Consider the following 21,787-nt stretch of genomic DNA (forward strand, 5'->3'; position numbering starts at 1 on the left):
TTATTATTCTATTTCTCTACTCTGGCAATTGCCTGTTTGAGACGCGTATACCACGGGGCCTTAGTTGTCCAGAAAAACTCTGGCATGTCCTTTCCGTTATTCGCCTTGTAGATGTCGTTCAAGACCTTCCGCTCATCCCTGTGGTTCAGAGGATGCACGTCCTTTCCATCGAAATAATATACCTTATTTTTGTCCTTGTCTGTAATTCTAAAAAAGCATACCATAGTAATTTCTCCCTTATTTTTTGTGTTATTAGTTGTATTACTTGTTGTACTGTCCTCTTCGCTGTTTATGCATTCCAGAATTCCATCCCAGGGGTAATTATAGTATCCGCACTCATGAGACTCCCAGCCCGTCTGATCTCCTTCTACCCCGTCAATCCCACCAGATTCTGAAATTGAGAACTCGCCCAGCAGATCCGGCGTGGCCGATGTGCACATAGCGGTGTGGCACGCCTCGTTAAGGTATACATCCCCTGGCTTTGCGACATATCCAGAGGACATCGGGTGCCACCGAAAATTCCCTGTGCCAGTCATGCAGGCGCGCATGTTCCCGGTATATGTAGCACCACCACAGGAAATCCCTGCGGCCTCGAACACAGATATAATCGCAGAGCTGCAATCTCTATCTCCTTGTTCCAAGTAGTAGGTCTTACCATTAATAGTTACGGGACAGGTCCCTTCTCCATCTCCCCACCTTGAGACCTGACTATATCCATGCCAGTCATGTTCGATCAGATGTCGAAACAGATCAATTGCCACTTCTTTTTTCTTCAATTTTGTTGCTCCTTTCTACCGGCATTGCGCCGGCGCAAAAAGAGGACGATGTTACTCGTCCCTTGATTTATGGTCTATATCTGCTAACTCATCCCCTTTGGATTCCACGACTACTTTAAAGTGCTGCACGATCGTCAGCAAAAATCCCGGCATTGGTGTCCCTAATCTTGTCAGATTTTCCAGTATTGAAATTAATTCATTTATAATTAACCAAACAGCCACCAGAACTCCAAAAAATGTTGCCAGAGGGATATGTACTCCCATGCTGTCTGCTGTGGTCAAGATCAGCCAGTCCATTAACATTCCAACACCAACCACTACGACATAGAGCACCTTCTTAATAATTCCCCATATCCCTTTCTTACTGGAGATATTATTTTCCTTTTTACTGGCCAGCATCCCGGTAAAATAATCCACGACCATTACTCCGGTCAATGCCAGGAGCATTGGCCCCAAAATTCCCAGTCTGGAGGATATAGCTGCCACGCTGCCTGATAATACGGCTTTTACTACATTATACTTGTCCATTCGCTTCATTTTCCTCACTCTCTTTTTTAAGTTCTGCCTCTACTCTTGATCTCCAATGTTTCGGCACGTCCTCTACTTTCCATGGAACACCTGTATTGACATTTATCTCTTCATCTTCAATTTTAGCAACATAGAATTTCACCATTATACTTCACCCCCTTCTATTAATCCACTTACTGTTTCCCCAAGATCCGCAATTGCTCCATCCTGTAACGTCTGTCCAGAGCGTAACTCCTCGATGGCTAGTTCCATTTCTGTTTTTTGTCGTATTGAAAAAGTTGCCATCACTTTTCCATTCTGGAGATCCACATTGCGAAATAATGGAGCCTCCAATTTCATATTAGTATACTCTCCTGTAACTATTCCCTCTGTTTGGAATTTTACAGTATCCAAATTTCCTGAAGCCGTAACTGCTGCAGCTACTATGCCAAGAGCCGTAAAATCCGCTACTTCTACAATGATATTACTGATACTTGCCCCTGGTCTAATAATAATTTCTGTTTTATCATTTAACATTAATTTTTCCATCGTAATTCCTTTCTGCTATCTTTGTATCGATACATCATTAGCTATTTCCTACCTTCACTGTAAAAGACCGCTTAATGCGGTCTCGCTCTGATTTCCATATTTGATTACCTCCTTCTATTTATAAAATGTATTTTAAGAAATACCTATGTGGCTATATTTTATAGTAAACATTAATGATTTCGTTAATTAAACTCCACTTTAGCAGAGGTGAATCGCAAATTTGGAATGTTAGTGGATTTTGTCCCCATTGTGTTTGCTGTTGACGGTAGCACAGAAAAGTATGCCGGAGGTTACACTACGCGCGTGGCCACAAGAAAGACGATAGGAGCTCGCGTTTTCATGGACATATGGATCAGCATGAATAACATCGGGACGTTAGGCACCGGAGATCTCGAACTGCGAATCAAAGGTACCGGATCAGGTAATGTACCAATAGTCATAGGAAAAGGCCTTGTGTATAGTGCATCAATCAGTTACCTTAGTGGCGTTGCTTCTGGGGTAAATGTGTCAGCAGCGATTTCATCTGGTAAGGATTATATATCGTTATATAACGGCGGCGGATTTTTAAAAGCCAAAAATATAACAAAAGACTTTCAAATCAGATTATCAATATCTTATGATATTGCATGATTTTACATTGCTGTAACAAACATGGTAACTTACTGTGGTGTGATGGTCTTCCATGCACTCCATGATCCTGCATTATAAAAACAATAATACTGTTTTCCCGGGACAGGGATCATCTCTGTAATTTTAATTAGTATATTATCAGAAGATCGCCTGTAAACTTCCCTATACCCCATAATCACACCAGATTTCGGCATAGATGAGGGAATTCCAGTCCAAGTACTACGACTGGTATCAGTAATGACGAAATAGCTTGGCTTATTAACACCATTATCAAATTCGAAAGAAATCCTATTGAAGTTTCTCTCAAAAGCTGAACCGTTTACATCGGCATCCTTTAACAACGTATCAAGACTATAATTCGCTGTACTCAAATTACGACTCACCTCTGCTAAAGTGGAGTTTTGCGTATCTTAAGATTATAGTTTATCGTACTCTAATGGTATACGACTTTTAGGCCCGCCAATGACGAGCCTTCAATTGCTTCACTTTGTTGATTTTTCTTTCTATGCTACAGCTTTATTATAGTGATATTTAACTGTTTCCTGATCCATACATACATAAATTTGTGTTGTGCGCAAATCTGCATGTCCTAAGATGTCCGCAACATCTTGAATCGGTACACTTTTTCTTACCAGATCAGTTGCCAGAGTTCTTCTGAACCTATGGGGATGTACATTTTCTACCCCTGCCTTTTTTCCTAACCGTTTCATAGCTGTTTCTATTCCTTCTTTTCCAATCCTGTTATGAGGTGCTTTTATGCCAACAAAAAGTGCTGGATTATGATCCGTTCTACTCTGTAAATACTGTTTCAAGTATTCCATAGATATCTCTGATAAATAAAATTTTCGTTCTTTATTCCCTTTTCCTACAACATATGCTTCTCTAGTTGTGAAATCTATATTTTTTCTGTCCAATGAAACCACCTCAGAAACTCGCAGTCCTGACGCATACAAAAATTCAGATAATGCTAAGTCCCGTAGGAATTCACATGCGTTTTTCAGTTTCTCCCGTTCAACAGATGTAAATGGCTTTTTTACCTCTTTTGTATACTTAATCTGCTTTAAAGCCCGAGAAGGGTTCCTTCCAATATGTCCTTCGTCATTTAACCAAGAAAAGAAACTGGATATGGTCTTCCGAATGTTATCCAGTGTTCGATTACTCACACCTCTGTTTTCCTTGTACAAAGAGAGGTAGAGCCGTAAATCATATGTATCTACTTCAAACAGCTTCTTATTCAAAAACTCTACCAAATGTTCCAGCTCCGGCTGGTACTTGCGCAGCGTTTTCTCCGATTTTCCCTCGAGTCGCTTCGTGGCGATAAATTTCCGCACCAATCCTAAATTAGTACCATCATGTACAACCATCTCTGTACAGCGTTCTTGAACCTCATACTCTTTCAACTGTATGTATAGTACTCTTTCTACTTTCTCCACTGTCTCCTGTGCTACTCCACCTAATGCCTGTATCACCTTGTCTATAATTTCTGTTCTCGCATCCATGTGCTTCACTCCTTTCCGTTACAGCATATCTAAAAATGAATGCATCGAAAAGGTCGTTTTGCAAAACTCCACTTTAGCAGAGCTAAACCGCAATATTCAAACACTTACAAATTCAATTCCCGGTTTTTCAGTTAGAGCAGGAACATACAATGATATAAGAATAGATGGTACTGTATATAACGGTTGGGTTGACTATACATATATTCGCTTACAGACCCCTGGAACATCGACTAGAGTTATTTGTATTGGATTTATATCTGGATCTGATAACCCAGACGTATGGTCTAGATATATAAGCACAAATAAGCTAATAGTCCAGAAGAATGTCGATGATAAATGGACACAATTTACCTCTATTTAATTATTTCCAACGGCCAATAGACACCCATCGAAATCCGCAGTTATAAACAGTATTTCCTGCTAACGCTCCTGCAAAAATGATTCGAAATCCAGACAGTTCAATGTTGTCTATTGAAAAGCCATTTAAAAAATTAGCATTGGTCGGAGTCACTACTGTAGATACGGCAGACGTATTTGAAAAGGTAGTAGGGTAGGTGATCTGCACAGTGGCATTTTTCATGCTGTTTGTCGTTGCGTTACCATTAAAAAATCCCCATTGTATATAGGTACCATCTGGTAGCTTACTATATCCTACTCCATCCTGTGATCCACCTTGGGACATCTTGCGATTCACCTCTGCTAAAGTGGAGTTTTGCGTATCAAGCTGATCCTTTAAAGTTTTTATAGCTCTTGCATCTGCAACCTTGTTTGCAACAGTTGTGGTAAAATTATTAACAATATCTGATGTGTTTACTTTACTCGCAAGCGAATTTTTTATTGGAATTACACCCTTTTCCCAAAATCTTTTTAGTTTATTTGCTGATACTGCTTTCATTTATATCGTCACCTCCCTTTACACAAATGTGCCTGCTATAATCGCATCTATATCAGCATCAGAGCATTCTTCAAAATCTGTTATTTCCGCAGATGTATGTGTATGTGCTGCTGCAGGAAAGGTACTTGGTTTTCCGGTTACTCCACTCCAAGGTACCGATGATGCTGAGATTGCGGGTAATCTGGCTTTATCTATTGTCCCTGTAAGCTTAGTAGCATCAAGTCCCGTAATATCCGCATTCCCATGTGTATGCGCTGCAGGTGGAAATGTGGATGGTTTCCCTGTGATTCCACTCCATGTTTTTGTATCTGTAAATACTGCCCCAGTTGGCACATCTGTCTGCACAGTATGTCCGTTAACCGTAGCCGCATTCCCACCATTTGCGGGGAGAGACTTGGGAATATCCGTCTTTCTTGCAAATAGACCATCTATCTTTACCGCAAATTTTTCAGCAAATTTTTGTAGAGTTTCTTTATTAATAGGTGTCATATCATTTTTCCTCCAATCTACTGTTTAAACAATCCACTAATAATTTCATCGATTTCTACGTCTGTAGGAGTCTGATCAGCGGTAGGATCATCGACGTAAGTTCCAGCGATAATGGCATCTATATCCTCATTTGTTGCAACCTCAAACACTGAGTTTTCTTCATCCACATCAACGTAAGTACCGGCTATAATAGAATCTATGTCATCATCTGTAGCTGCACTATATAATCCGTCCAGAAGTTCATGTACCTGAATAAGAATCTGGCCGCTTTCAGTTTCCAGGATAATACCTTTAATCTCATCAAACTCATTCCTGATATTCGCAGTTTCTTTACCTGCATAATTACCCTGTTCTTTGGCGTAGTCTCCCTGATTTTTTGCATAGTCCCCTTGTGTCTTCGCGTAAGCCGCTTTTGTATTTGCATTATCAGTTGCGGTCTTAACAGCTGCTGTAAGTGCAGCCTGTATATCTTCCGTTGCATTTTCAATACTTTCCACCATATCTTCATAGGTTGATATACGTTTCGTATCTCCTGCCTTGAAACAGAGGTAAGCTGCTTTTCCGTCTTTGCAGCAAGGATCATCTTGCAGAACAATGGCCCATTCTCCTGGAAGTAATTTACTGGTATCCAGTTTTTGAAACGGGCCACGCCGATTCTGTATTGCCATATTATTCTCCTTTCTATGCCGGAATCCATCGGACTATGTATACCCCTAGTGGTACCGATCCGCCTCCGGGATACCGCAGCACACAGTCCCAAGGGTAATTATAATATCCTGTTACCCAGATTTCCTGTCCGGTCTGATCTCCTGTCTGTCCCCCAAAGATCCCGCCAAACTCATTTTGGCTTGCCTGAACAACTTGTCCATTTCCAATAGACATTGCTGTATGGTTTTCGTGATTCAATAATATATCGCCACGCTGAATCCCTGATCCACTTCCCATATCTACGCTGGATGTTACATCCATAAATCCACATCCAACAAATGCATCATACATATTACCAGTATAAGAGGCTCCATATGATTTTACGGGCACGCCTGCATTTTCCCATGCTTGTATAATCAGGGATGAGCAGTCCCAATCAGGCCCCCACCGGACCCCCTGGTCATAACCGTGGCTATCATCATTCGCGATACCAATTGCCCATCTAACTGCATCTTCTATCTTCTGCCCTCCTCCTGCGTATTGGTTAAGATAGTCGAACCAGTAACGTGCCTGTGATCGCCTTTCGGATTCGACTTCAACTCCTGCGCGCTCAAAATTTTTAAGAAATGCGCTTGCTAAGTATTCGGGTGACTCCGTACTGGTCTTAAAACTCCCCCATGACATAGGATAGTCCCCCGTTGGAATCCACTGACCAAAGGATACCGTTTCGGAATCAATCCAAATAAGCTGTCCATCTGGATTAGATATCCCGTATCCATTAGCGACGGCCCAATTTGTATAGTTAGTTGCAGGGGTCCACTGCACCAACCCGAAACCACCAGAATAATTGCCATAAGACAAATCTTGCCAGATTCCAGGGTTAATATTAGATTCACTCTGCATATTTCCAAGGAGTCCACTTATAGCATTTAAAGACCAACCTCTGGGGGTCAAAAACGTGTATACCTCAAGAGCGTTTCCCTGCATTTGGGATAAGTTCAAAAAATAATTACCTATTGTCCAGCTCATCAGAACGCACCTGCTTTCGTATTTCCGCCTACAAGCTTGCCTTTTTCATAGACCAAATATGTTCCATCACTGAATTCAACTCTCCCGGATTTTGTTTCTTTATTGTTTATAGTCGACTTTCCTTTTATGGTTTCAAATAACCCATTTCCGGTTGTCAAAAATACATTTCCAGTTCCACCTGGAGTGGTCCCTATTTGTACTTCTCTACCTTCGAGTCTAGTTACTGCTGTCAACAAATCGAGCACAGCAACATAATTATCCGTATCTCCACCTCTAATCTGAATTCCATTATCACTTCCATTGTTAAACGTGAATACTCGACCAGCTTCTTGACCTAATCCATCAGTTAACAATATTTGCCCATCATATAATTCAACTCTCTTCTTTCCGTCTGTATCATCACAGATGTATTTTCCTTTTGAATACACCCCGTTCTTATCCAAACGAACAAGTTCTGAACCTGTGTTTCCCAGTATGACCAGTAATCCATACTTATTGTTTATTCCCCCAAGCTTTACTGACACACCTGAGATACTACCACTTGATAGGTCAATCCCATCTTTACTCCATTTGCCGACTTGTACCCCATTCTCATCTAAAATTTTCAAGATTCCATTTACATTATTAACTCCCCCGAGGGTAAGGGTTCCAGAATGAATCCAGTCACAATTAATCCCTATTGCAGATAACACATTGACAACTGCATTACCAGAGGAATCCATTCCCGCATTCCAGGTTTTCCCGCCATCTCTGCTGACTGCAAATGCATCTGCTGTCATTTTCCATACGGTTTTAGACTCTTTTAAATCTGGTTTATCATGCATATAATAAATAAATGATCCATTGTCCTGCTTCTCAGCCGTCTTGAACACACCGAATGACTGGGTTATAAGGCTCGTCAAAACCTGTACGGCTTTATCGTATTCTGTTATCTGCTTCGCTGCCGCCTTCTTGGACTCGATGATCGCTTTTGTAGCATCAGTAAACCGTGTTGATCCTTTCTTTGTAGGTGTCTCTGCCGAACAAGAACTTTTCTGCATTGCTCCGGCATTAAAAGTTGTATTAGTTATATAGGTCCGGTAACTGTTCTGTTTTCGGTCTGTAATATAGGCTGTATCCCCTGCTTCAATCAGCGGATCACAGATATGCCCGGACTCAAATGTCCTGAACGTCATCCCCACTATCTTCTTCCCAATCAGGGATACTGCTGTTGATGCATGAGGACCATCCTGTATAAGACCGTTCTTTTCAATGTTTAATACATACCCCTTCTTCCCATATAGATAAGAATTCTCTTCACCTTCCTCATTTTCTAAAGTAACGTTTACCCCAGTGATCTCTATATCATCCGTTCCAATACTTAATGATCCCAACTGCCAGAGATGATGATAGGTGTCCATATCGTCAAAAACGCCTCCGTCTATCGTATCCCCTTTAGTCCAAGGATCAAAAGTACCTCCATCTATATCCGTGCCACTGGAATAGGGACTGTCCTTATCAAAATATCCACCATCTTGAATTATGAAATCTGTACAGCTATCGTCATACCATGCAAAATACAATCTCCCTAAGGCATCGCAGCGGACATATTTGCACACTATTTGTGCCACCCATTTTACAACCTCCCTAAATGTAAGTGCTTCATCGCCTGGCCGGGAATCAACTGTATACTTATCACCATCGAATGTTTGTGTAAGCAGTACCAAACCACAGCAAGCACATGCATCCATCAATATATCCTTTAACGTTGCCGGATACTTTAAAGGACTCATACTATATGGTTGATCTAGTTTTCTGATATCGTCCAAGCAGTTCAGGATAATGGTAATTCCAACAGATTTAGATTCATCTACCGTATAGGTACCCATCCTTACTTTCTCCACCGATCCGTCAGGCAGCTCTAATCCCACGTAAGCAATAACTTTTGCTGCGTTGAAATCGTAGTAACTAAATGTATCCTCTGCGTTATTCAGCTTTAACGTCAGCTTATTGATAATCACTGATCCAATATCAAAGCTCCCTGTTCCTGATGTTGCATCATCAAGTTTAAATCCGTCTCCCTGCATCAGATCATCTCTGGTAAGCTTCAGTGATGTGCCGTCAAGCAGACTTATTTCAGCCCAGTACAGCAGATGCCGGTTCTTATCATTCAGTAATCTTCTAAATTCGCTAGACGCTTGTCTCATTTCTCATCACCTCTGTATTATGTCGACAGTTACGCTCCGGTACCAGAACTTCCCATCACCAATATTTCCTAATACTTCTTTGCTTAAAGTCCCTCGATATGCAGTAATCGTTAGATCCATTCCATCATCGTGGAACGTAAAAGGGAAAAAATTGGAAGCCATGTTGCGCTTGATCAGCAGCATGTCTTCCTCTGTCATAACTCCCCACTTTATACTTAAGTTCTTTTTTTCAGCTATAATTTCGCCAACCATATCCCCTGATAAGGTGCGGCCGGTTTCCTCACTCCAAATCAGCTCATCATTTATAGTTAACGATACAGGAGATGGGAGCACTATCCCACCAGCCCGCAAAATTTCCTGTGCAGCCATGTTCCACCTCCTAATATACTTTTACCGGATTATATCTGCCATCCAGCCTGTCAATGGCTTTCAATACTGCCTTCGCCAATTCCTCTCCGTCGATATAAAATCCCATACTGGCAAGCGCTGAGATAATACGCATTGTTGCACTGTCAATCAGGGACTGTAACTCTGCTTTTGATACACCGGATCCCGATGCCGCCTTAACGGCAGCATTAACCATTTCCTGCATTTTGTCTTCTGGGGCAACAATCTCCCCATAATGACGATTGTCCCCAATCATGGCCAACTGTGGAGTGTTTGCCTTCACGAAACCGCCTTGTGCCAATTTAGGAATCCGTGGAACACTTATTGTTGGAATCCAATTAAACGGTTTTTTCCCTAATATGCTCACATTCCGTATCTTTCCCAGAGCACTATTTATCCCGTTAAATGGAATCTCTATAACTCGATTTATTCCGCTTATTAAGGCATTAATCACTGATTTCAGACCGTTAAGGATTCCATCTTTTATTCCATCAAATACTTTTCCACCCGAAGAGAATACTTTTTTGACAGCATCCCAAGCTTTTGAAAATTCTGTCCTGAACCAATCCGCCACAGATGAGAACGGTTTCTTTACAGCTTCCCAAACTCCTCCAAAAAAATTTCCTATTGTAGAGAATGCTTGTTTAATCCCATCAGATGCAGCCTGGAACTTGCCGGTAAACCACTCTCCCACTGATTGGAATGTCTTCTTTATTCCTGACCATAAAACTTTGAAAAATTCGCTTATTTTTTCAGTTACCGACTTAATGCACCCGCGGATAGCCCCCCATATCTGCGTTGCTTTTTCTTTGATGGTATCCCAATTTTTGTATATCAAAATACCAGCAGCAATTAAGGCTCCAATCGCTGCTACTGCTATAGTGACCGGAGAAGTAATAAATGCGATTGCACCACTTAACAAAGTTGCTGCTGTTGTAGCCAGACCCCCGGACACAATAAACGATCCAATGGCTCCTATCAAGGTGCCTATTTTTTGTGCAAAGCCCACAATTTTCCATGCAGCGAAAAATGATCCAATAATGATAGCAATATTTTCTATAACTGTTGGGTGCTCCGCGCACCAATTACTGAATTTTTTCAATGCATTATTGATCCCATCCCATATAGTCAGAAATAGTCCTCCTGACCAATTCATAATCGGCTGTAGTACGGAGTCCCAGAACCATTTAAATAGCGGCTTCAATGCCTCTAAGATACGGTTTAGGGCTTCTATAGCAATCGCTAGCGTGTTGAGAAAGCGGGGCACAATTTCATTTGCCGTCCATGTCCCTAAAGGAACGAGAACATTCTCCCAGAACCAGAGCAACCCCTCTCCTATATTGATGGCGAATGGGGTGATGGCTTTCCATAAATTATTTAGTGCCGTATTTATTTTGCTGAAATCTATATTCATAAGGCCGCCGTTCAAGGCATCTATAAATCGTGGTAGTCCCGTTCCGAAAGTCCAGCTGCCTATCGGCACCAGCACATTATGATAAAAGTCTTTTAGTGCTTTATTATTAAACGCGCCTAATTTTGAGAGACCTTCATTCCATAATCTTTTCAAAGAGTCAATGGTTGGCTGTACATTGTTCTTGATATTGCTAAACATTTTTTGGAACTTCTTATCAATCTTTTCGATCTCTGTTTCACCCTCGGCTAAATTTCCAAAACTGCCGGATGAACTATCAATATTGGGAACACTGCTGGATTTTACATTTTTCGGTGACTCCACTTTCTGAATTTTGTCAAAACTCATCAGATTCAGCTTTTTAGCTGCTGACTCTGCCGCATCGCCAATTGCAGATGTAGAATCAGCCATATTGTCCGCTGCCCCGGCCGCATCTGTTAATTCACCAGCTGTATTTTTAAATCCTGATCCTCCTTGGGATTTATTGCCGGTTATCATTTCTGAGAAGCTTTTAAATGCAGATGCAAGTGTCATCAGCTTCGCCAGAAGGCTGTTTATGACCTTTAGAACAGGAGTAAGTATATTGATAAGTCCCTGCCCCAAAGTTGCCTTTAAGCTGTCGAATTGCAACTTTAGTACACGTACTTGGTTCGCCCAACTATCAGACGTACGAATGAAATCCCCGGACGCTGCCGATAGCTGATCCTGCACAAATGCATAGCGCAGGGCCACCTTCTCCGCCTCAGTCATGGCTTGTGTAGTTCTTCCCCATCCATTCGCCATTGCGTAGGCATCCAGGGCGTTTTGTGTCATTACCACCCCTAGATCTTTCAGGGTTTCTGTTTCACCAGTAAATACGGATTTCAGCTTAGTGTAAGCTTCGTCCTGGCTGATATTGTAGAAGGAGGCCACATCACCGGATAAGCCCGTCAGGGCTGTCGACATCTCATAGGCTGCCTGCTCGTTGAACCCGAAGGCTTTCGCCATTGCTCCGAAGGTTCCAGTAAACTTCTTGGCCATCGTCTCTGACAGCCCGAAGCTTGCTGCAGCGTCCTTGGCAAACCGGTCCACCTGTGCTGTCATTTTCGGGAATGTTACATCTACAACATTCTGCACCTCAGCCAAATCAGATCCGAGCTCTACACACTGTTTTCCGAAATCTACAAGCTTTTTGACTCCGAAAGCCGCCGCAAGGGCTATTCCCGCTTTCTTTGCCATACTCTGTATCCCGGACATCTGTTTTTCAAATTGATTCCTATTAACGACCAGATCAAGCCCAATCTGGCCAACACTATCTGCCATACATTTCACCCCCGGTCGGCCAAACTGATAAATGCCTGTTTCATTGCGTCAAGGTAATCATTCAGCTGCTCTTCCGAAATTTCGCTGGCCTGCTTCTTAAGCCACTCGCTCCGAATCCGTTTCTGATCTGGTCCGAAACGCTCCAAGATATCCGGATCATCTTCCGCCCGGATGGAGACAATCCTGCCGAGCGGAGTATCAGGCCCTATGCCACACAATAAATACTTGAATTCATCCCATTTCATGGTGCCCAGCACCCTGGATAATCGTAACCCGTACTGCGTTTGGAAAGATGCTACGATCAAATCAAAATCATCTATCAAATCGTAGTACGGGTCACTACTCTCCCGATTCTTCCTCGCCGGCAATCAGGTCGATGGCCGAAAAGACCAACGTCTGGAAGTCCGAAAACTGTAGCTTCATTTTGTCGATGATATTTCTTTCCTTCTGATTGAAGATAAGTTCATACATCTTCACGATATCACCTGGATGAACATCATCTTCCTCCCCCAAGATACCCATGATTTTTAATGCGGTGGATGCATCTGCGTTGATCTCCACCTCTTTTCCTTTGATAACCAACCTAGGATTCTCGTCAAACGCAAGCTTATCCGTAATGTCAACTTTCTTTGCCATTATGCTGCACCTCCTGATGGTAACGTAATTTCCGGTTTTCCATTACTCATCACGTCAAACTCTAACGGACCGACTTCCGTTGCCTTTCCTGCTCCCGTATTGGTTACGTTAATAACCGCATCGTTCCATGATACAGTCGTCCCATCCGGGAAGATCCATGCAAAATACCCTTCTGCATCCCTTCCATTTTTGAATGTCTTGCCGAATACATAATCATTTCCTGCATCTCCAACATTTCTTTTCCCGGACACAGAGATGGTCACGCTCTTGGCTGTTAACAGCCTTCTTGTCCATCCTTCCATATCGAATGGGCTCCATTCCTCTACACCATTATCGAATTTTACGCCGAACGTTTCCATGTCGGCAATTGGTGTAGCACCATCTTTTTTATCGCCAACCTGGAACTGGTTTTCATAACATGGATATACTCCTGTCTTTCCTGCCATTTCTATTCCTACCTTTCATAAATAAAATCGAGCCAGATCACACGCTCATAAACTCCATTATCATCCGTGCCTACATCTATAGGTTCCGGTACTTCCAGACGGAGGTAATCAACATGTTTTCCGGTTATAGTTAAATCAGTTACGTTTAAAAATTTGTCATACAAAGATTGTGCTGCCTCTTCTGTTTCATTGGCATACTTATTCCAATGGATCAATATCGAAATCTGTTTTGTGGCGGTTTTGGTATTGTCCATGCCGCCGATCGCAATATCAGGATTCCCGGAAGGTTTACGCTGGTATACGCCAACTGATTTTTCTTTCTTATTGTCCAATTTCCCAATATAGAAATTGTTTCCGATCCCGAGTGTTCCCACCCAGTCCCGGATATCTGCAAGTCCCATCATTACTACACCCCCGTAATCCTTTTATACAATTGTTTATATGTCTGCTTGCAATCGTTCGCTTTTTTTCCTCCTGGCAGCCAGTCTTTGTACCATTCTCCCATCGCATTCGGATTTCCATCATGTTTGCCTTTATTATCTTCCCACGGTTCTTTATGAAAATTATACTCGGGATGAAAATACAGACGTCTTGCATAAGGCGTACTATGAATCAAACTAACTTTTCCAGACATACTTAACGAATAATCTGCAAAGAAATTTTCACCCTGCAGCGGTCCATCCATTCGGGGAACAACCTGAGCCTGCACAACTTCCGCGTGAAGGTGTTCCGCGGTACGCTCAAGAGCTGTTACCTGGGCCTGTGTGAGAGCATGAATACGTCCCCAATCCATTTTAATAATCGAATTTACACTTATCATACTAAATCAATCCTCGTATAGTTTACCGATCCGTCAGGATTCCTCGCTTTCTCGCCCTTAAATATATCGCGCTGTACACTAAATACGGTTACGGTACCGCCTGAGATAACTGGAACGTCCGGCGAGATATCTCCCGGAAAGAAAGCACTGCCTGAAAGCTGCACCAGCTTCTTTTCTGCCGTCAAAACCGTCTTGGCGTTATCCTGGTAGTTACACTTTAAATCTCCTGCAAACAAGATCTCTGGTCCGCCATTTTTATCTATCCCCTCACCATAAATCTCAACGCGTATGTCAGTCGTACAGAATTGAGGCAAGACCAAACACGGATACTTCATCACCACACCCCCAATGATCTGCAGCATAAACCAGTCTGGCAGAGCTGCTCATATACATCCCGGCGCATCGGGATGCCTTTCTGTGTGGTCACATTCCAGGATTCTCCGAACTGCATGGATACGCCATTAATACTGTATCCCTGCAGGATCATGTCGAAGATCTCCCGGTTCTGGTATTCAAAATCAGCCTGCTGGCAGCAAGCTTCCCGGATGATCTCCTGTTGAAAAGGTGTAAGTGAAGAAATTCCCCGGCCTACAATCCTATTGTAAGTCAGGGAATCAATATGGCGGCTGGCCTGCCGGAGAACTTTCCCGAGTTCTTCATCTGGGATCACCACCCCCTTGTAAACACCTTTATAGTATGTTTCATCTGCATATGGTTCATAAGGCATATTACTCACCTGCCTTTTTGCTCTCCGCTTTCTTTGCCGGTTCCTGTTTCACTTTCTGGAGTACTGTAATTTCCGATTTCAGTGCTTCATTTTCAGCATTTCTTTCTGCTACCAGCTTCTGCAGACTCTCAATCTCCTTAACAGCCTTCATATAGTCACTAAACGTAACTTTTTTCTGAGGGGAGTACTCCAGCACATTACCCTCATCATTGTAGATATCATATCCTTCTTTCAGATAACGCTGTTTTTCCTGTTCGGTATTGATCAGATATACCTTATTTTCTTTCTTCGCCTTCATATTACGCACCTGCCTCTACATTAATGATACACGCATGCTTCAATTCCTGGTCAAGCGCAAACGTGCCATTGTAACGTCTGTTCTGATACAGATAGTTATCTGCGGTCCTGGAATCATGGCCAGGTGTGTATGTGTTGATATACGCATACTTCACACGGGATACCTGGGCTTCTGGATCCACCAGGATATAGTTAATCTGCTTACCTGTAGAATCTGCCTTGTAGCCTTCTGTGAAGTCATACGCTGTCTTGAACCGCTCCAGCGGTACTGTTCTGATTTCGCCCAGGTCATCCATAGAATGCACCCGGCGGTCAATGCCATTACTGCCACCGTTCACTGCCATTACGCGCTGGATGCCCTCCGCATTCTTCAATGTCTTACGATAAGCAGCGGTACAGAACAGAATACAACGAGATAACGGTACGCCCAGGTCCTCAAATGCCTCACAGTTATCATCAAAGTCTGAAAGGATATTAGCCGTTGTGATAGGTGTTGTCCTAATCGTAGCACCTACCCTGGTTGCCTCTGTATATAATTTTGAAAATGTGTAGCAGTCCAACTCCGGGATTGCCTGTTTCTTCTCAAACCTCGCCTGGATGTTTGCAATTGATACGATCTGATTGGTCTCGTCCACATCCATCGGGTCAACGAAAAACTCAATATCACGGTCATGGTCGAGAGATTTGGTCTCAAAATCATTGGAATAGTTTCCACTGTTGTATCCCAGGGTGTTACGGTCATGGTCCTTATAACCACTGACGGACAGACGTGGGAGCTTGATATCCTTTGCTCCGATAATCTTGATGTCCTCATTGGTGTGATACAGCGGATCTGAAATCAGCTCATGCCCATACATATCAAGGATTCTTGTGTGGAACTGTGTTACATAATTTAATACTGCCATAATTGTCTAACCTCCTACTATTTTTTCTTAATTCCAAAGATACGGTCTAACTCTGTATCTACGGTCTGTTGTGCCTGGCCGCCGCCAGCTGCTCCTACCTGAACAAAACCTGCCGTCCCCACTGCCTGTGGTTTCAACGCCGGTACGTCCTCCAGAACCTTGTTCAGTGCGTTTTTAAGTGTTTCATCGTTGATTTTCCCATCCTGACCCATGACCTGGCTTAAATCAGCCATTTTGAGCACATACGGAATGGTATTTGCATTGATTCCAAGTCCCACGGCCGCCATCGTGGCCGCTGCCTGGATCTGAGCCTGCTGTGCTGCTGCCTGTGCCTGAACCGCCTGCTGTTGCAAAGCATTTACATCTTGCTTATTAGCCTCCTTTTGCTGTTTAAATGTGGTGATTGCCTGATCCATCTGCTCTTTTGTCAGTCCCTGCTGTTTCAGGTAGCCCTTAATGACTGATTCTTCCGTCACCGCCTGCTTCCCAGCTACAAGTTGAGCCAGCTTATCATAATCAATGTTCGGTTCCTGCGTCGTTGTCTGTCCTGTTGGTGATGTCCGCTGTGATCCCCCTGCTGGTGGCTCAGTGCCCCCTGTCGGTTCTGCAAAATGCTGTAAATCAAGTTTCATTGGTAATCCTTTGCTCATAATTTTTCTCCTTTCGAACAGTTGTATGAGTGTCTCTCTGATACAGTTTTTTCTGTGCTGTCTGCACGTACAGTTGGTATCCCGGTGTCTCCGTGTAGTTTTAAGCCTTCGGGCATTAAAATAAGACGCATAACCCTGCGCCTCAACGGGAGATATACGGATCACCTCCTTGAAAATGGGTATAAAAATACCACCGGCCATAATGGCTGGTGGTATTTAAATTCTACCTTGTTTCTTTAATTCTGCGATTTCTTCCGGGGTGAGTTTTCTTGCTTTTACTGGTTCTTTCATCCAGGACTTCTCACGCTCCTTCAATGCTTTTTCATATTCCTTCTTTGTCATATTATATTCTTACATCCCTTCATATATGGTACTAATAATCCGCGTTCGGATCAAACTCCTCCCCCCATAGCTCCCAAATTGTTATATTCTTCTCAATACATTCATTGAGCATATCAATCCACTCCTGAGTTGTATATGTGGAAGGTTCTGTTATAAGGTCATCACCTATTTTACTACGATAACGTTCTATCGCATCCATCATTTCATCTGCTTCTGGGTTAGGCTTTATATTTTCTGGTCTTAAAAACTCTGGCAATTTCATCGACTTCACTCCAATATTTTCTTGAATTCTTTCACTGCGGTAGGAAATGTTTCTGACAAACACTCTATTTTTTCCACGTCATTACGGGCAAACGCTTCATAAAAATGTGCAAAAGCTTCTCTTTCTAATTTATGTTCTTCCAGCCAGTAGGACTTTTCATGTCCATATCTACCAACACATTGATTTCCAGTCAGTCCACCAACAATATCAGAAATTGCATGATATTGATCATCCTTTAAAGCTGAACTTATTACTTTGTAAGCTTCTTTCTGATTAAAATTATACTCCTCTTCATAAAGTTTTACAATGTTTTTGAGATCACTGCTTAATGCGTCCTTGAATGCTGTAGACTGATAAGATAAACCTTTCCCCGCCCGATCAATGCAATGCCCCATCTCATGAAATGTCGAGGTATATTTTCCTCTTGTATTTACCATATCCTTTTCAAGATTTACCCGTATGCCTCTTGGTGTAGCCACTGCCCTGCCTAAAGCATTTTCATTAACGAACTTAATAGAGCTTAGATATTTCATGGTAATATTTTGAACAGACTCATCTGATTTACTGAGCATCCGAATGATTTCATCTTTATGCTTGTTCTCAATTCCGCTTAACAGGATTGGCTTGTGTTCCATCAATGTATCATACATGCTTTTTATCTTGTCCCAATGCTTTTTCTTGCCTCCATATTTTTTCCTATTCTCTTCGTCCAGGGAATGTTTCGTAAGCCTATCATACTTCTTAACCTGTCTGTCCGCATGCTGTGCTTTCGCCTCCTGCCTGCTTGTCTCCTTAATTTGTGACAGTTCCCTTTTAGTGAACTTATCATCCGGCGGTGTGCTGATCCCCGGAAAATAGGTGGTATGGCTATCCTTACATCGAGGATGATAGAGCCCCGCAGCAATTGCTGTGCTCATAAATGGGTAATCACCATCTGCCTTACTGCCGCCACTCCATACATCGTCAATCATGATTTTTCCGACAAAAGGCAGACACTTCGGACAAGGATTCCCGCGCTTATTCATGATTACGGTATGTATCCCCCACTCCTGCCGTTTCTCCCCTTCGCCGGTAAGATATGCCCTCTTGCTCGCTGTTCTGATTGCCATGTCTGCATAGTCTGCTATGGTATGACGTGCCCCATTTGCATACTCTATACAGTTCAGGCCTGCGGAGAGAAAATTCTTTGTTGCCATATCCACAGCCTTTTCATAGATACCGGCTCCGGTGTTTGCATACACCTGGGCGTTAAAAATCACTTTCCGGTATCGGTCATTGGCCATGCGCAGAACTGCTGTCTCTGCCTGCTCCATATCAGCCGTGGTTGCCTTTATTAAAGCCTCGATCTTGCGATCGTTCATCTTGAAGAATTCAGCTGTAGCTCCCTTTGTAAGTTTCTGCCCCTTAAATCCATTTTTTATGGCCCGAAGAATCTTAATCTCCTGATCCATGTTTCCTTCCAGCCTGGCCTCTTGGATGGCTGCAACAATTGATTTATTGATATCCTTGAATTGGCTGCCATATTTCTTCTGGTTCTTGCGTTTATAGTCTTCCAGAGCCTTTAGTTGTAATGCCTGCCACTGCTCCCATTGGATCCCTTCTTCATCCTCCCATGCTCTATGGTATTTCATGTTGCGGATCATTGATGCGATCAATTCATCTTCAATTGCCTGAAAGGCGGCACCAATGTCATAATCATTTGCCATTTGCCATCACCTTAAACCCTTGTGCCTTAAACTGCCTTGTGAGTGCTTTAAGTTGTGTGATGCTTTTACAGCGATCGTTCCTAAGTTCGGCATAATCATTTTTTTCCAGGGCGTAAATCCCCATTGGAACCTGATCCCTGGCTATTTCCAGAAGTCCCTGGTATTCCTTCCGGCTCATCCGGTATGTTCGGTTGGCTACTTTTACCTTCACTTTGTATTCCTCCGATCTTAAACCCTTTAATGTCCAGGTTAACTCCTGGCTCTTCCACATCAGCAATCCCCTGCTCTGCTTTCAGCCGCTTGATCTCCTCCTGTTTGCAATGTTCGTCCAGCGTATCTCCGTACAACTCCTCAACAACACGCTCTATGCTCATGATGCCCTGTGTCTTTGCCTTGCCTATAGTTTCAACCTGGCTCTCGAATGACGGGTTTGCATACTCACCGAATGAGATTTCCACCTTAATTTCCTCAATTGGCTGATTGAGTAGAATGTGGTATGCATTGATGCAGGTACCGATGACATCCGGAAGAGTTTCCTGCAGCGCCTCCACAATAGCATTCCTGGTGTAGAGGGTGGCTTTCTCCTTTTCACGCTGTGCTTCTGCATTATCCAGCTTTTTGACATCAATCCCCAGGGTCGATGGACTGATAATACCCTGCAAGCATAGATCTAGCGCAGTAATGTAAGATGCCAGATAACTTTCGTGCGGTATTGCCGGCTGCTCCACATCAATTTTGTTCTGAGCGTTCTCAGACATATCAGAGTCCGTTTTAATGTATCGGTTGTCAAAATGGTTTGGCTTTAAGATTTCCCCAGTAACAGAATTTTTCGGAATGAAACACTCAGGAATATATTCTTTTGACCGGCCAGCCCGAAGTGCATCCATCCATTGGCTCCATACTTCATCAAAAGCATCGAAGCTGTCCAACTTGCCGTCAAAAATAGAGCCCCCACGGCCCTCAAACTTGGTGCTCTCATAGATTTTAAGTGGTACTGCCAACATGACCGACTCATCAAATTTCCAGTCAACGATATCTTTTGTAGCCTCAATTGTCTTGATGTCTACGGGAGTATCACCACGATACAGCTCATTGCGAATATACCCTTTGCCGTAATGCTCATACAGGATATACTCCTGCCTATGGTCTGTGTATGGTGTCTTAAACACCACCTCTTTCAGACGGCCGCGCTCCTGGATCATCTCAATACGTTCACCTGGGTACCATTCCAGTATGGGGTATTGGCTAAAGGCTGTATCAATCGTTACTTTGTAGGCACCATCACCGACAACCAGCATATCTTTCAGAGACTTTTCCAGGGCCTTGCGGAACTTATTTTCTTTTTCAATCTCTTTCCATAAAGATTCCTGGGCACCACTCTCGAACTCGAAATCATTCATATCCTCAAGTATAATGCCCGATAAAATACGGACAATTAACCCCGGCAGTCCAGTATGTATCTTACGCATCTCCATGCCCGGCGTGCACCGGCTCGCCCAGAACTTGTACTTGTCTGCATACTCCTGTGATTGCTGATATAGCTGCTCCAGCTCATTGCCGTCTCCGCGGTACCAGATGCGGTTGCGGATAGCAGACAGCTCAAAGTCCATAATTTCCTGTATCTGTATGCTGTATGGGCTGGACGGCTGGATCTGCAGCCAACTACGCAGCCCCCGCTTGATATTATTGCTCAATTTTTTAGTCCACCTCATTTCTTTTCCTCCTGTTGTTATATAGAAAAAGAGGATGATTGCTCACCCTCTCAGAATATTTTATTCTTTTTTCTGACTTCCTTTTGCTCTTCGATTATTCGATTGCTCTTTCATGGTCGCCCAACGACAATTTTGAGGTTCGTAATTTCCATTTACATTTATTCTATCAATAGTCAAGCTATCATCGTAACCGTTTGAAATGGCCCAGTCGTAAAACGTCATAAAATCATCGAGCCATTCATCGCATATCTTTATTCCTCTTCCACCATAGTACGGATAATGCTCTTTGTCGTTCTGATTATAACAACGACTTTTCATGCCCAAATATATCGAATAAAGCCGGGTATGGCATTTCCCATGTTTTATATTTCCTTTACGATTTATGTATTGCATGCACCCGCAATTTGTCGATTTTCCACTTGTAACATTATATTTTAGAACCACCTTTTCTTTGTCACAATCACATTTAAACTTCCAATATTCACGCCTCTTTCCCCTTGTTTCTACAAAAGATATAGCTGTCCAGTGACCAAATCTTTGCCCTGTTATATCAATACTACGCTTATCTGGATTTATTGACATTCACAGCACCGCCTTTCTCCATTTCTGCTTTGGCAGCTTTCATTCCCTGTAAATAGCCGAACTGAAATGAACAACAAATCGCATTAAAACTACCACCATATGTATCCCGGATTTCTCTCATGTTTTTGCAAGACATATCATAACATGGATTAATTGTTTCAATAATAGCATTTGCTTTTGATACAACACTTTTTAAATTTCCCATAGTAAAAACTCCTTTCAAATTGTGGTTGAAAGAAGTTCCGTTCTGCATTATAATATTTACAGAAGGAAACTTCTACGTAAGAACTCGTTGATACCTTGTCCAGAGGAAGCGGGTTCTTTTATTTTTTTCTGTTTGTTCGACCTGTTAATTGATGAATAGCTTCAATCCCTTTGACAATAACATCCGTTT

30 protein-coding genes are annotated in these 21,787 nt (G+C 42.7%); 1 reads left to right on the forward strand and 29 read right to left on the reverse strand.

The window, feature by feature from the left end; genetic code table 11:
• Positions 1-8: 8 nt before the first annotated feature.
• Genes AC4OGX_RS09705 through AC4OGX_RS09720 form a run of 4 tightly spaced genes read right to left on the reverse strand, consistent with a single transcriptional unit; the run spans position 9 to position 1,832 of the window.
• A complete protein-coding gene (locus AC4OGX_RS09705; protein ID WP_493330137.1) occupies positions 9-776 on the reverse strand; it encodes an endolysin-like domain-containing protein in 768 nt (255 codons plus the stop codon).
• A 51-nt stretch (positions 777-827) separates the two neighbouring features.
• Positions 828-1,304, reverse strand: a complete 477-nt coding sequence (locus AC4OGX_RS09710) for a phage holin family protein (RefSeq protein WP_493330138.1) — start codon at positions 1,302-1,304, stop codon at positions 828-830.
• Positions 1,291-1,449, reverse strand: a complete 159-nt coding sequence (locus AC4OGX_RS09715; protein ID WP_493330139.1) for a hypothetical protein — start codon at positions 1,447-1,449, stop codon at positions 1,291-1,293. Before AC4OGX_RS09715 ends, AC4OGX_RS09710 begins: the two co-directional genes overlap by 14 nt.
• Entirely contained in the window at positions 1,449-1,832 is a 384-nt protein-coding gene (locus AC4OGX_RS09720; protein WP_493330140.1) for a hypothetical protein, read from the reverse strand. The genes AC4OGX_RS09715 and AC4OGX_RS09720 overlap by 1 nt, the downstream gene beginning before the upstream one ends.
• Positions 1,833-2,171: 339 nt before the next feature.
• Here AC4OGX_RS09720 and AC4OGX_RS09725 point away from each other — a divergent pair, with 339 nt between their 5' ends.
• Positions 2,172-2,462, forward strand: coding sequence for a hypothetical protein (locus AC4OGX_RS09725; RefSeq protein WP_493330141.1), 291 nt, complete (start codon positions 2,172-2,174; stop codon positions 2,460-2,462).
• Between the two features lie 29 nt (positions 2,463-2,491).
• Here AC4OGX_RS09725 and AC4OGX_RS09730 read toward each other — a convergent pair whose 3' ends face one another.
• The 25 genes from AC4OGX_RS09730 to AC4OGX_RS09850 all read right to left on the reverse strand — a co-directional run bounded on the left by AC4OGX_RS09730 (position 2,492) and on the right by AC4OGX_RS09850 (position 21,598).
• Positions 2,492-2,833 (reverse strand): hypothetical protein, encoded by a 342-nt coding sequence (locus AC4OGX_RS09730; protein WP_493330143.1) that lies wholly within the window; start codon positions 2,831-2,833, stop codon positions 2,492-2,494.
• 132 nt (positions 2,834-2,965) lie between these two features.
• On the reverse strand, positions 2,966-3,961 hold the full coding sequence (xerA, locus tag AC4OGX_RS09735) for a site-specific tyrosine recombinase/integron integrase (RefSeq protein WP_493330144.1): 996 nt from the start codon (positions 3,959-3,961) through the stop codon (positions 2,966-2,968).
• 361 nt (positions 3,962-4,322) lie between these two features.
• Positions 4,323-4,856, reverse strand: a complete 534-nt coding sequence (locus tag AC4OGX_RS09740; protein WP_493330145.1) for a gp53-like domain-containing protein — start codon at positions 4,854-4,856, stop codon at positions 4,323-4,325.
• Positions 4,857-4,874: 18 nt separating this feature from the next.
• The gene (locus tag AC4OGX_RS09745) at positions 4,875-5,345 is read right to left on the reverse strand and encodes a hypothetical protein (RefSeq protein ID WP_493330146.1); all 471 of its coding nucleotides are present in this window, start codon (positions 5,343-5,345) and stop codon (positions 4,875-4,877) included.
• A gap of 17 nt (positions 5,346-5,362) precedes the next feature.
• A complete protein-coding gene (locus AC4OGX_RS09750) occupies positions 5,363-6,013 on the reverse strand; it encodes a hypothetical protein (protein ID WP_493330147.1) in 651 nt (216 codons plus the stop codon).
• A 13-nt stretch (positions 6,014-6,026) separates the two neighbouring features.
• Positions 6,027-7,022 carry a phage tail tip lysozyme gene (locus AC4OGX_RS09755; RefSeq protein ID WP_493330148.1) on the reverse strand — a complete coding sequence of 332 codons (996 nt, stop codon included), beginning with the start codon at positions 7,020-7,022 and terminating at the stop codon, positions 6,027-6,029.
• Complete coding sequence (locus AC4OGX_RS09760; RefSeq protein WP_493330149.1) at positions 7,022-9,208, reverse strand: hypothetical protein; 2,187 nt, start codon at positions 9,206-9,208, stop codon at positions 7,022-7,024. Before AC4OGX_RS09760 ends, AC4OGX_RS09755 begins: the two co-directional genes overlap by 1 nt.
• 6 nt (positions 9,209-9,214) lie before the next feature.
• The gene (locus AC4OGX_RS09765; protein ID WP_493330150.1) at positions 9,215-9,577 is read right to left on the reverse strand and encodes a hypothetical protein; all 363 of its coding nucleotides are present in this window, start codon (positions 9,575-9,577) and stop codon (positions 9,215-9,217) included.
• Positions 9,578-9,587: 10 nt separating this feature from the next.
• Positions 9,588-12,308 carry a phage tail protein gene (locus AC4OGX_RS09770; RefSeq protein WP_493330151.1) on the reverse strand — a complete coding sequence of 907 codons (2,721 nt, stop codon included), beginning with the start codon at positions 12,306-12,308 and terminating at the stop codon, positions 9,588-9,590.
• 5 nt (positions 12,309-12,313) lie between these two features.
• Positions 12,314-12,676 carry a Gp15 family bacteriophage protein gene (locus AC4OGX_RS09775; RefSeq protein ID WP_493330152.1) on the reverse strand — a complete coding sequence of 121 codons (363 nt, stop codon included), beginning with the start codon at positions 12,674-12,676 and terminating at the stop codon, positions 12,314-12,316.
• Positions 12,648-12,944 carry a hypothetical protein gene (locus tag AC4OGX_RS09780; protein WP_493330153.1) on the reverse strand — a complete coding sequence of 99 codons (297 nt, stop codon included), beginning with the start codon at positions 12,942-12,944 and terminating at the stop codon, positions 12,648-12,650. Before AC4OGX_RS09780 ends, AC4OGX_RS09775 begins: the two co-directional genes overlap by 29 nt.
• Positions 12,944-13,390, reverse strand: a complete 447-nt coding sequence (locus AC4OGX_RS09785) for a phage tail tube protein (RefSeq protein WP_493330154.1) — start codon at positions 13,388-13,390, stop codon at positions 12,944-12,946. The genes AC4OGX_RS09780 and AC4OGX_RS09785 overlap by 1 nt, the downstream gene beginning before the upstream one ends.
• Before the next feature lie 8 nt (positions 13,391-13,398).
• Positions 13,399-13,794: a phage tail terminator protein gene (locus AC4OGX_RS09790; protein WP_493330156.1), complete on the reverse strand. Its 396-nt coding sequence runs from the start codon at positions 13,792-13,794 to the stop codon at positions 13,399-13,401.
• 2 nt (positions 13,795-13,796) lie between these two features.
• Positions 13,797-14,210, reverse strand: a complete 414-nt coding sequence (locus tag AC4OGX_RS09795) for a hypothetical protein (protein WP_493330157.1) — start codon at positions 14,208-14,210, stop codon at positions 13,797-13,799.
• The gene (locus AC4OGX_RS09800) at positions 14,207-14,572 is read right to left on the reverse strand and encodes a hypothetical protein (protein ID WP_493330159.1); all 366 of its coding nucleotides are present in this window, start codon (positions 14,570-14,572) and stop codon (positions 14,207-14,209) included. Before AC4OGX_RS09800 ends, AC4OGX_RS09795 begins: the two co-directional genes overlap by 4 nt.
• Positions 14,545-14,937: a head-tail connector protein gene (locus AC4OGX_RS09805; RefSeq protein ID WP_493330161.1), complete on the reverse strand. Its 393-nt coding sequence runs from the start codon at positions 14,935-14,937 to the stop codon at positions 14,545-14,547. Before AC4OGX_RS09805 ends, AC4OGX_RS09800 begins: the two co-directional genes overlap by 28 nt.
• A 1-nt stretch (position 14,938) precedes the next feature.
• Positions 14,939-15,235, reverse strand: a complete 297-nt coding sequence (locus AC4OGX_RS09810; protein ID WP_493330162.1) for a hypothetical protein — start codon at positions 15,233-15,235, stop codon at positions 14,939-14,941.
• Between the two features lies 1 nt (position 15,236).
• Positions 15,237-16,139 carry a capsid protein gene (locus tag AC4OGX_RS09815; RefSeq protein ID WP_493330163.1) on the reverse strand — a complete coding sequence of 301 codons (903 nt, stop codon included), beginning with the start codon at positions 16,137-16,139 and terminating at the stop codon, positions 15,237-15,239.
• A 17-nt stretch (positions 16,140-16,156) separates the two neighbouring features.
• Complete coding sequence (locus tag AC4OGX_RS09820; protein WP_493330164.1) at positions 16,157-16,789, reverse strand: hypothetical protein; 633 nt, start codon at positions 16,787-16,789, stop codon at positions 16,157-16,159.
• A gap of 216 nt (positions 16,790-17,005) precedes the next feature.
• Complete coding sequence (locus AC4OGX_RS09825) at positions 17,006-17,131, reverse strand: hypothetical protein (protein ID WP_493330166.1); 126 nt, start codon at positions 17,129-17,131, stop codon at positions 17,006-17,008.
• Positions 17,132-17,162: 31 nt separating this feature from the next.
• Complete coding sequence (locus AC4OGX_RS09830) at positions 17,163-17,393, reverse strand: hypothetical protein (RefSeq protein ID WP_493330168.1); 231 nt, start codon at positions 17,391-17,393, stop codon at positions 17,163-17,165.
• A 5-nt stretch (positions 17,394-17,398) separates the two neighbouring features.
• Positions 17,399-19,099: a phage minor capsid protein gene (locus tag AC4OGX_RS09835; RefSeq protein ID WP_493330170.1), complete on the reverse strand. Its 1,701-nt coding sequence runs from the start codon at positions 19,097-19,099 to the stop codon at positions 17,399-17,401.
• Between the two features lie 95 nt (positions 19,100-19,194).
• Entirely contained in the window at positions 19,195-20,811 is a 1,617-nt protein-coding gene (locus tag AC4OGX_RS09840; protein ID WP_493330171.1) for a capsid protein, read from the reverse strand.
• A 60-nt stretch (positions 20,812-20,871) separates the two neighbouring features.
• Positions 20,872-21,393 carry an AP2 domain-containing protein gene (locus AC4OGX_RS09845; protein WP_493330173.1) on the reverse strand — a complete coding sequence of 174 codons (522 nt, stop codon included), beginning with the start codon at positions 21,391-21,393 and terminating at the stop codon, positions 20,872-20,874.
• Positions 21,374-21,598: a hypothetical protein gene (locus AC4OGX_RS09850; RefSeq protein ID WP_493330175.1), complete on the reverse strand. Its 225-nt coding sequence runs from the start codon at positions 21,596-21,598 to the stop codon at positions 21,374-21,376. The genes AC4OGX_RS09845 and AC4OGX_RS09850 overlap by 20 nt, the downstream gene beginning before the upstream one ends.
• Positions 21,599-21,787 lie beyond the last annotated feature (189 nt).

This window comes from Faecalicatena sp. (assembly GCF_058819085.1).

What these genes read in the sequence shown, in the direction of transcription:
- AC4OGX_RS09710 (WP_493330138.1), bottom strand. Translation starts at nt 1,304, where the DNA reads ATGGACAAGTATAATGTAGTAAAAGCCGTATTATCAGGCAGCGTGGCA.
- AC4OGX_RS09715 (WP_493330139.1), bottom strand. Translation starts at nt 1,449, where the DNA reads ATGGTGAAATTCTATGTTGCTAAAATTGAAGATGAAGAGATAAATGTC.
- AC4OGX_RS09720 (WP_493330140.1), bottom strand. Translation starts at nt 1,832, where the DNA reads ATGGAAAAATTAATGTTAAATGATAAAACAGAAATTATTATTAGACCA.
- AC4OGX_RS09725 (WP_493330141.1), top strand. Translation starts at nt 2,172, where the DNA reads ATGGACATATGGATCAGCATGAATAACATCGGGACGTTAGGCACCGGA.
- xerA (WP_493330144.1), bottom strand. Translation starts at nt 3,961, where the DNA reads ATGGATGCGAGAACAGAAATTATAGACAAGGTGATACAGGCATTAGGT.
- AC4OGX_RS09740 (WP_493330145.1), bottom strand. Translation starts at nt 4,856, where the DNA reads ATGAAAGCAGTATCAGCAAATAAACTAAAAAGATTTTGGGAAAAGGGT.
- AC4OGX_RS09745 (WP_493330146.1), bottom strand. Translation starts at nt 5,345, where the DNA reads ATGACACCTATTAATAAAGAAACTCTACAAAAATTTGCTGAAAAATTT.
- AC4OGX_RS09750 (WP_493330147.1), bottom strand. Translation starts at nt 6,013, where the DNA reads ATGGCAATACAGAATCGGCGTGGCCCGTTTCAAAAACTGGATACCAGT.
- AC4OGX_RS09755 (WP_493330148.1), bottom strand. Translation starts at nt 7,022, where the DNA reads ATGAGCTGGACAATAGGTAATTATTTTTTGAACTTATCCCAAATGCAG.
- AC4OGX_RS09760 (WP_493330149.1), bottom strand. Translation starts at nt 9,208, where the DNA reads ATGAGACAAGCGTCTAGCGAATTTAGAAGATTACTGAATGATAAGAAC.
- AC4OGX_RS09765 (WP_493330150.1), bottom strand. Translation starts at nt 9,577, where the DNA reads ATGGCTGCACAGGAAATTTTGCGGGCTGGTGGGATAGTGCTCCCATCT.
- AC4OGX_RS09770 (WP_493330151.1), bottom strand. Translation starts at nt 12,308, where the DNA reads ATGGCAGATAGTGTTGGCCAGATTGGGCTTGATCTGGTCGTTAATAGG.
- AC4OGX_RS09780 (WP_493330153.1), bottom strand. Translation starts at nt 12,944, where the DNA reads ATGGCAAAGAAAGTTGACATTACGGATAAGCTTGCGTTTGACGAGAAT.
- AC4OGX_RS09785 (WP_493330154.1), bottom strand. Translation starts at nt 13,390, where the DNA reads ATGGCAGGAAAGACAGGAGTATATCCATGTTATGAAAACCAGTTCCAG.
- AC4OGX_RS09790 (WP_493330156.1), bottom strand. Translation starts at nt 13,794, where the DNA reads ATGATGGGACTTGCAGATATCCGGGACTGGGTGGGAACACTCGGGATC.
- AC4OGX_RS09795 (WP_493330157.1), bottom strand. Translation starts at nt 14,210, where the DNA reads ATGATAAGTGTAAATTCGATTATTAAAATGGATTGGGGACGTATTCAT.
- AC4OGX_RS09800 (WP_493330159.1), bottom strand. Translation starts at nt 14,572, where the DNA reads ATGCTGCAGATCATTGGGGGTGTGGTGATGAAGTATCCGTGTTTGGTC.
- AC4OGX_RS09805 (WP_493330161.1), bottom strand. Translation starts at nt 14,937, where the DNA reads ATGCCTTATGAACCATATGCAGATGAAACATACTATAAAGGTGTTTAC.
- AC4OGX_RS09810 (WP_493330162.1), bottom strand. Translation starts at nt 15,235, where the DNA reads ATGAAGGCGAAGAAAGAAAATAAGGTATATCTGATCAATACCGAACAG.
- AC4OGX_RS09815 (WP_493330163.1), bottom strand. Translation starts at nt 16,139, where the DNA reads ATGGCAGTATTAAATTATGTAACACAGTTCCACACAAGAATCCTTGAT.
- AC4OGX_RS09820 (WP_493330164.1), bottom strand. Translation starts at nt 16,789, where the DNA reads ATGAGCAAAGGATTACCAATGAAACTTGATTTACAGCATTTTGCAGAA.
- AC4OGX_RS09825 (WP_493330166.1), bottom strand. Translation starts at nt 17,131, where the DNA reads ATGACAAAGAAGGAATATGAAAAAGCATTGAAGGAGCGTGAGAAGTCC.
- AC4OGX_RS09830 (WP_493330168.1), bottom strand. Translation starts at nt 17,393, where the DNA reads ATGAAATTGCCAGAGTTTTTAAGACCAGAAAATATAAAGCCTAACCCA.
- AC4OGX_RS09835 (WP_493330170.1), bottom strand. Translation starts at nt 19,099, where the DNA reads ATGGCAAATGATTATGACATTGGTGCCGCCTTTCAGGCAATTGAAGAT.
- AC4OGX_RS09840 (WP_493330171.1), bottom strand. Translation starts at nt 20,811, where the DNA reads ATGAGGTGGACTAAAAAATTGAGCAATAATATCAAGCGGGGGCTGCGT.
- AC4OGX_RS09845 (WP_493330173.1), bottom strand. Translation starts at nt 21,393, where the DNA reads ATGTCAATAAATCCAGATAAGCGTAGTATTGATATAACAGGGCAAAGA.
- AC4OGX_RS09850 (WP_493330175.1), bottom strand. Translation starts at nt 21,598, where the DNA reads ATGGGAAATTTAAAAAGTGTTGTATCAAAAGCAAATGCTATTATTGAA.